The organism is Mycobacterium sp. TH-M82 (assembly GCF_057473605.1).
Genome location: NZ_JBYCKY010000722.1, coordinates 1 through 7276, shown reverse-complemented (window position 1 = coordinate 7276; position 7276 = coordinate 1). Strand labels below are relative to the sequence as shown.

The following is a 7276-nucleotide window of genomic DNA, read 5'->3' as shown; positions in this document are numbered from 1 at the left end:
GGGTGTGGTGCGTTCCCGTGATGCGCTGATCGAATCGGGCGCCCTGATCCCTGCTCGCCGTCCACAGAACCTGCTCGACGTCATCGCCGCGCCAGCGGGGGACCATAAGCGCAGTCTGTCCGAGGTTCTGCGTGAGATGCGCGACGAGCAGTGATCTATCTGGACACCTCGGCCCTGACGAAGCTGCTCGTCGCCGAGCCGGAGACGCCCGCGCTTCGTGAGTGGCTCGTCGAGCAAGGCGACCGGGGCGAATCCGCGGCGGTCAGCGTGATCGGCCGGGTCGAGTTGATCAGAGCCGTCGTCAGATACGGTCAACTCGGCCAAGTCGAGCGCGCCCGTTACCTGCTCGACGGGCTCGATATCCTCCCGCTCACCGAACCGGTGATCGCGCTGGCCGAAACGGTCGGCCCGGCTGCTCTGCGCTCTCTCGACGCGATTCACCTTGCCTGCGCAGTCCGTATCAAACCGGAGTTGACCGTGTTCGTCACCTACGACCATCGCTTGCTGCACGGCTGCCGTGCGGTTGGCCTCGCCACCGCATCGCCGGGCGCAGTCGACGGAACGTAGACCCGGGCGCGCCACGTAGAAGGTGTATTCGGTCGGGCCGGTTGCAGGACCAGCACCAGGTTGCTCACCAAGAACTCGCGCAGCACCGGCACCGAGGTCAGCCACCACGCCCATCGCGGGTGATACCGGGGGAAAGCGGCAACCACGTGGCCAGTCCTTCTCGCCCAGTCCAGGCCGTCGGCCACCGAGACCGCGAACAGCGACGACCCGTAGTTGTTTTTGGCCGGATGACCGTGCTTTCGGCTGTAGCGTGCCGCGGCGCGGGCTCCGCCCAGGTAGTGGGTCAGGCCCAGCTCGTGGCCGCCGAACGGACCCAGCCACACGGTGTAGGACAGCACCACCAGACCACCCGGCCTGGTCACCCGCAGCATCTCGTCGCCGAGCCGCCAGGGCCGCGGCACGTGTTCGGCGACGTTGGACGACAGGCAGATATCGACGCTGTCGTCGGCGAACGGCAGCGCCATCCCCGAAGCCCGCACGAATGTGGCCGAGCCGCCCGTGTGCGCGGGATCGGCGGCATGCATCTCGGCCGGGTCGGGCTCGACACCGATGTAGCGGATGCCGGCGTCGGCGAACGCCGCCGCGAAGTATCCTGGCCCGCCGCCGACGTCGAGCAGGGTGCGCCCGGCTGGCACGTTGCCGTGCGTCGCTCGCCACAGGTCGGTGACCATCGCAACGGTATCTTCGGCTAGGGCGGTGTAGAAGCGCGCAGGTTCACGCTGCTCGTGGCGGAACCGCCCCAGCAGCCGCAGCGAGCGGGGCAGCGTCGCCCGCCGGGCGAAAACGTCGGCCACGCTCACGCAGCCACCCTACGCAGCCGTGTGCGAAGGCTCTGACCCGCCACCGCGGCCTCGACGAGCGCAAGCGGGGCCATGAGGCTGCCGTTAGGCTGTAGCCCGATGTCTGGGGTGCGCGCGGTCCTGCTGCTGTGCTGGCGTGATACCGGGCATCCGCAGGGCGGCGGCAGCGAAACCTATCTGCAGCGCATCGGGGCCGAACTGGTCGCGGCCGGCGTCGCGGTTACGCTGCGCACCGCCCGCTATCCCGGTGCACCCTGCAGCGAGGTCGTCGACGGGGTGCGGATCAGCCGGGCCGGGGGCCGCTACACGGTGTACCTGTGGGCGCTGGCGGCGATGGCCGCCGCGCGGATCGGGATCGGCCCGCTGCGCCGGGCACGGCCTGACGTGGTCATCGACACCCAGAACGGGTTGCCGTTTCTAGCCCGGCTGCTCTACGGGCGTCGGGTCGCGGTGCTGGTGCACCACTGCCACCGGGAGCAGTGGCCGGTCGCCGGGCCGGTGCTGAGCCGGATCGGGTGGTTCATGGAGTCGCGGTTGTCGCCGTGGCTGAATCGGCGTAACCAGTACGTGACGGTGTCACTGCCGTCGGCGCGCGACCTGATCGACCTGGGTGTGGACAGCGAACGGATCGCGGTGGTGCGCAACGGTCTCGACCAGGCACCCGCGCAGACACTGTCCGGTCCGCGGGCGCCGTCGCCGCGGGTCGTGGTGCTGTCACGGCTGGTGCCGCACAAGCAGATCGAAGATGCACTGGCAGCGCTGGCCGCCCTGCGGGTCCGGGTTCCGGGGCTGCACCTCGACGTCGTCGGCGGCGGTTGGTGGCGGCAACGACTAATCGACCATGCCGCGCGGCTGGGTGTCACCGACGCGGTGACCTTCCACGGCCACGTCGATGATGTGACCAAACACCATGTGGTGCAACGAGCCTGGGTGCACCTGCTGCCGTCGCGCAAGGAGGGCTGGGGGCTGGCGGTCATCGAGGCCGGCCAACATGGGGTGCCGACCATCGGCTACCGGTCATCAGGCGGGCTGGCCGACTCGATTGTCGACGGGGTGACCGGGATTCTCGTCGATGACCACCGCGAGCTGGTCAGCCGCCTCGGGCAGATCCTCGGCGATGAGGTCCTGCGCAGTCAGCTCGGCAGCAAGGCCCAAGCCCGCAGCAGCGAATTCTCCTGGCGGCAGAGCGCCGCCGCGATGCGTAGCGTGCTGGAGTCGGTGCGGGCCGGAAAACACGTCAGCGGCGTGGTGTAACCACCGGTCGGCCGCGGGGTTGCGCGTCGCCCGCTATCTCGGCGGGCCCTGGCGGGTGTTGCTGCTAGCCCGCGTGATTCCCGCGCAGCTGCGCGACTGGCTCTACGACCGGTTCGCGGCTGTCCGCTACCGGGTCTTCGGCACCTACGACACCTGCCCGCTGCCCGCTTCCGAAGTGCGGGCCCGTTTCCTGGAAACTTAAGCCGATCCCGACGGGTGCTTGCGTCGTCGACACGACCCGAGCGCCGTCCCCGCCATCCCCAGAGTCAGCAGCATCAGCCAGGCAAGGTGGGCCAGCACCGAGACCCGCCGCCGGACCGGCGATGCGCGCGGCGTATTGCCATCGGCTCGGTACAGGGTCAGATCTGCGTCGTGGTAAGCCACCGGCAGCCGCTGCAAAGTAGCGGCTGCCGCGCCTATCTCGCCATCGGTGCCTGACTCGACAACCACCCAGCCCACCCCGGTGCGGGCCAGCGCGGCGGGATCGGAGCCGGCCAGCAACAGTGCCTGCACCGCGCGGGCCTGCGCTTCCTCGCCGGGCACGGTGTGCCCGGAGATCGTCAGGTCGCCGGTGCTGAGCACCTCGGCGCGGACCCACCGCGGCAGCGGATCAAGCACCGGTGCCGGTCCAGACCAGGAGAACCGACGCATGCCGTCGGCGGGCAGCACCGCGATGGTGCGCGGGTCGGCGTTGATCGCTGCTGCCACCGACGGCCACCCGGGCGGATAGTGCACCGGCTTGATCCGTCCGCACACGCCGGCGGAAAGATCGGGCAGCGCCGCGATCAGCGCGACGCAGCAGGCCAACGCTGCTGTCGCGGGCCGCAGCCAGCGCCGCAGGACCACGACGGCACCCGCACCGGCCAGTGTGTAGCCGGGCACCGCCAGGGCCACCCACTTCTGCCCGTCGCGCAACACACCCAAACCCGGTGCGGCTTCGAGCAGCATGCGCAGCACCGCCAGCCCCGGGCCGGTGGCCAGTGCCGCGAAAACCAGCACCGCCACCGCCGCCAGCGCGAGCAGCGGCACCGCTGCCGACACCCGGAGCACCACCGGTAGCCCGGCCACCACCACACCCACCAGCACCAATGTCGCCAGCAGGGCGAGAAGTGTTGTCCGCGAGAGTGGTACAGCCCCGGCGTTCCAGATCCCGCCGAGGCCGGCGAGGCTGCCCAGGGTGCCCAGGCCAGGCTCGGCCCGGGCCGCGAACACGGTGACCCCGGGAATTCCGGATCGGGTGGACGACGAGCTCAGCGGCCCTAGCATCAGTGCCGCCAACCAGGGCAGCGCCGCGACCATTGCGACCACGAGGACGGTGGCGGCACAGCGCAGGCGTGGCCAGCCGGTCCCGGGGGCCGCCACGCAGGCCAGTGCCACCGTCGTCGCCAGGATCAGTCCGGTCGGCGTCAGCCCGGCCAACGCCATCGGAAACACCAACGCGAACAGCGCCCGCCGGCCAATGGACCGCAACGCCAGCATCGCCGTTGCCACCCACGGCAGGCAGCCGTAACCGACCAGCAGGCTCCAATGGCCCTGCAGCAACCGTTCCGCGACGTAGGGGTTCCACATCGCCAGCGTGACGGCGACCAACTGGCCTCCCACCCCGGCCTGCGGCAATACCGTCGCGGCCAGTCGGGCCGCACCGCAACCGGCCAGCCACAGCCCCGCGGCCAGCAACGCCTTCACGACGATAGCGCCGTCGATCAGGTGCGAGGCCAATGCCACCGCAAAGTCCTGCGGCACTGCCCTGGGCGCCGACCCGGCCAACCCGAGTGCGCCGTCGGACAGATACGACCGTGGTGTGGACACCGCGTCGCGCAGCAGCAGGTAGCCGGGCCGGACCAGCGGTGCCAGCACCAGCAAGGTCAGCGCCAGCGCGTATCCCGGCGCGGTCCAGCGGAACACCGGACGACGCACCGAAGCAGCCTCCTCGCTACGGCTGATCGGGCGGATCCGGTGTGCCGTGACCGGCCGGGCCGGCGCGGGGTGGGGCCACATCGCGGCCAGGGCCCGGGCGGGTGGGTAACTTTTCGGTCTGGGCCTCAGCCCCGGACTCCGGTTCTGCTGCGGCCGTCTTCCGGCCGAAACCGACGAAGAAGCCATCGAAAAAGCCATGATCGGCGGTGTCTAAGCCGGGGTCGATCAACACGGACTCGGTTGACAGGCCGAACCAGCCGAGTAGCGCACCACCGATCAAGCTGATCAGGCCGGCTGCGGTGAAGGTGATCGGCAGGATACGGGACCACAGCGCCACCCGGTCACGTTCGTTGCGGGCCGAGTCGACCTGGGCTTCGACGGTGTCCTCGTTGCTGGTGACCGTGTAGTCGGCCAAGGTGGCTTCCGGTTTCAGCGGGTCACGGGCGAAGTAGTGGTTGGCGTGCAGCTTGGTCTTGACGATGGTTCCGGAGACCGGATCCACCCAGAAGGTCCGCTGTGCGGCGTAGTAGCGGGTCATCGTGATCTGCGTATCCGGGTCGCCCTCCAGTGCCCACACCGCCGCGGGTGCGGTGATCTCGCTGTCCTCGTCGTGGCCGTACAGCGAGGGGTACTTCACCGGTTCGGCCAGGTTGCCGTCGGCGTCGTAGCCGACGTTCTGGGTGAACCGATAGGTCCTCAACCCGTTGATGTCGTCCTCGCCCTGATAATTGGCGTCGAACGCCTGCTGCGCGATGGGGTCGAAGTACGGGTAGGACATCTTCTTGGTGTAGAAGGGGAACCGGTATGACAACCCCTCGTGCGGCAAGGCGATGTTGGTTGGTGGGCTGTCGTCGTCGAACTTACGCGGTTTCTGGACGGCGCCGCCGGGCCGGGTGTCATCCGAGACGGCCATCGCGGTGCGCCGATTGAGTGTGACGGTGTCCACGATAGCCAACAGCAGGCCGGTGTCTTTCTGCATGTCGGCGCGCCGGACCGAGGTGCCGGCCTCCAGCGTCACGACGTCGGCGTTGGCGGGCGACTCCACAGTGATCTGCTGCTGCGACACCAGCGGCACGTCCATGTCGATGACGGCGTGCTGACTCGTCAACGAGTCCGGGTCGAGAGCGGTACCGCTGCCGTCACTGACGAGGGTGGTATCGATATCCAGTGGAATCTTGGCGATCTTGCCGGCGGTGTAGGTGAACAGCAGCAGCGCGGCGATCAGCAGGGCGGCCCCGAGACCCATGATCGCGCATGCCGCTGTACGCAGCATGACTGCTCGGTTCACGTTGCCGTGTCCTCCTCGCTGGCCCCACCGAAACCTGTTCGACCCTAACAGCAGAAATTAAAGGCACTAGGGTATGCCGAACGGTATGCCGACGAGCACCTCCAACACGAATCGGGTGTTGCGGGGCATAGGGCTTCGTAAAACCGGCAGACTGTCTGCATGTCCCGCACCGGTGCCGGCCAGCAGGTGGGCACTACCCGCGGTACCCGCAGCTTTCTGCCGGCCGTAGAGGGTATGCGCGCCTGCGCCGCCGTCGGTGTCATCATCACCCACGTCGCATTCCAGACCGGCCACTCCAGCGGCGTCACCGGCCGGCTTTTCGGCCGCTTCGACATGGCCGTCGCCGTCTTCTTCGCTTTGAGCGGGTTCTTGCTGTGGCGCGGTCACGCTGCAGCGGCCCGGGGGCTGAGGAAACCACCACCGACCAGGCACTATCTCCGGTCGCGGGTGGTCCGGATCATGCCGGCCTACCTGGTGGCGGTGGTGGTGATCCTGGCGTTGCTACCCGACGCCGACCAGGCCAGTTTGGCCGTGTGGCTGGCTAACCTGACGTTGACCCAGATATACGTACCCCTGACGCTGACACCGGGACTGACGCAGATGTGGAGCCTGGCGGTGGAGGTGAGCTTCTACATCGCACTGCCGCTGCTGGCGCTCTCGGCACGACGGTTGCCGATGCGTGCGCGGGTGCCGGTGATCGCGGCGGTGGCGTTGTTGAGTCTGGGTTGGGGCTTGATCCCGATGCACACCCCCTACGGGGTGAACCCGCTGAACTGGGCGCCGGCCTACGGGTGTTGGTTCGGCGCGGGGATGCTGCTGGCTGAGTGGACCGTCAGCCCGCCCGGCTGGGCGCACCGACTGGCACGCCGGCGGGTGCTGATGGCGGTGTTGGCTTTGGGCGCCTACCTGGTGGCCGCGTCGCCGCTGGCCGGTCCGGAAGGGTTGACCGCGGCAACCGTCAGCCAGTTCATCGTGCGGACCGCGATGGGCGGCTTGCTCGCATGGGCGCTGCTGGCACCGCTGGTGCTGGATCGCCCCGATACCTCGCACCGGTTGTTGGCCAGCGCCCCGATGGTGACGTTGGGCCGCTGGTCATACGGGTTGTTCATCTGGCATCTGGCGGCGCTGGACATGGTATTCCCGGTGATCGGACGGTTCGCGTTCAGCGGTGACATGGCTGACATGGGTGTCGTGCTGGCGTTGACATTGGTCTTCACCGTCGCGATATCAGCGGTGAGCTATGCGCTGGTCGAACAGCCGTGCCGGGAGGCGTTGCGCGGCTGGGAGTCCCAGCAACACCAGCACCCTCGGAGCTTGCCTGCGCCCGACCGGCCGCAGCCGCTGCCGGTGTGAGCGTCAGTAGCCGCCCTGGTTTTCGAAGATCTTTCGCGGATTGTCGACCAGCATGGTGCGCAGCTGCTCGTCGGTGACGCCGCGCTCTTTCAGCGCA

The 7276-nt window shown here is 68.7% G+C and carries 6 protein-coding genes and 2 pseudogenes; 4 read left to right on the top strand and 4 right to left on the bottom strand.

Going from position 1 to position 7276, the window contains the following annotated elements:
* Positions 1-150: 150 nt before the first annotated feature.
* Positions 151-567: a type II toxin-antitoxin system VapC family toxin gene (locus AC2VON_RS21015; protein WP_486954646.1), complete on the top strand. Its 417-nt coding sequence runs from the start codon at positions 151-153 to the stop codon at positions 565-567.
* A gap of 38 nt (positions 568-605) precedes the next feature.
* Here AC2VON_RS21015 and AC2VON_RS21010 read toward each other — a convergent pair.
* A pseudogene (locus AC2VON_RS21010) lies at positions 606-1367 on the bottom strand (class I SAM-dependent methyltransferase); the annotation flags it as partial.
* Positions 1368-1466: 99 nt separating this feature from the next.
* On the opposite strand from AC2VON_RS21010, the gene AC2VON_RS21005 reads away from it, so the two are divergent.
* Entirely contained in the window at positions 1467-2621 is a 1155-nt protein-coding gene (locus AC2VON_RS21005; RefSeq protein ID WP_486954645.1) for a glycosyltransferase family 4 protein, read from the top strand.
* A gap of 4 nt (positions 2622-2625) precedes the next feature.
* Positions 2626-2823 (top strand): annotated as a pseudogene (locus tag AC2VON_RS21000) (thiol-disulfide oxidoreductase DCC family protein); the annotation flags it as partial.
* On the opposite strand, the gene AC2VON_RS20995 reads toward AC2VON_RS21000, so the two are convergent.
* Positions 2820-4538, bottom strand: a complete 1719-nt coding sequence (locus AC2VON_RS20995; protein WP_486954644.1) for an MmpA family trehalose lipid delivery protein — start codon at positions 4536-4538, stop codon at positions 2820-2822. The pseudogene AC2VON_RS21000 and the gene AC2VON_RS20995 sit on opposite strands and share 4 nt — an antisense overlap.
* Before the next feature lie 16 nt (positions 4539-4554).
* Positions 4555-5826, bottom strand: coding sequence for a cell envelope lipid trafficking protein PgfA (pgfA, locus tag AC2VON_RS20990; protein WP_486954643.1), 1272 nt, complete (start codon positions 5824-5826; stop codon positions 4555-4557).
* Between the two features lie 159 nt (positions 5827-5985).
* On the opposite strand from pgfA, the gene AC2VON_RS20985 reads away from it, so the two are divergent.
* On the top strand, positions 5986-7179 hold the full coding sequence (locus AC2VON_RS20985; protein WP_486954642.1) for an acyltransferase family protein: 1194 nt from the start codon (positions 5986-5988) through the stop codon (positions 7177-7179).
* Positions 7180-7182: 3 nt separating this feature from the next.
* On the opposite strand, the gene AC2VON_RS20980 is transcribed toward AC2VON_RS20985, so the two are convergent.
* On the bottom strand, positions 7183-7276 hold a 94-nt coding region (locus AC2VON_RS20980), incomplete at its 5' end, for a phosphotriesterase family protein (RefSeq protein WP_486954647.1).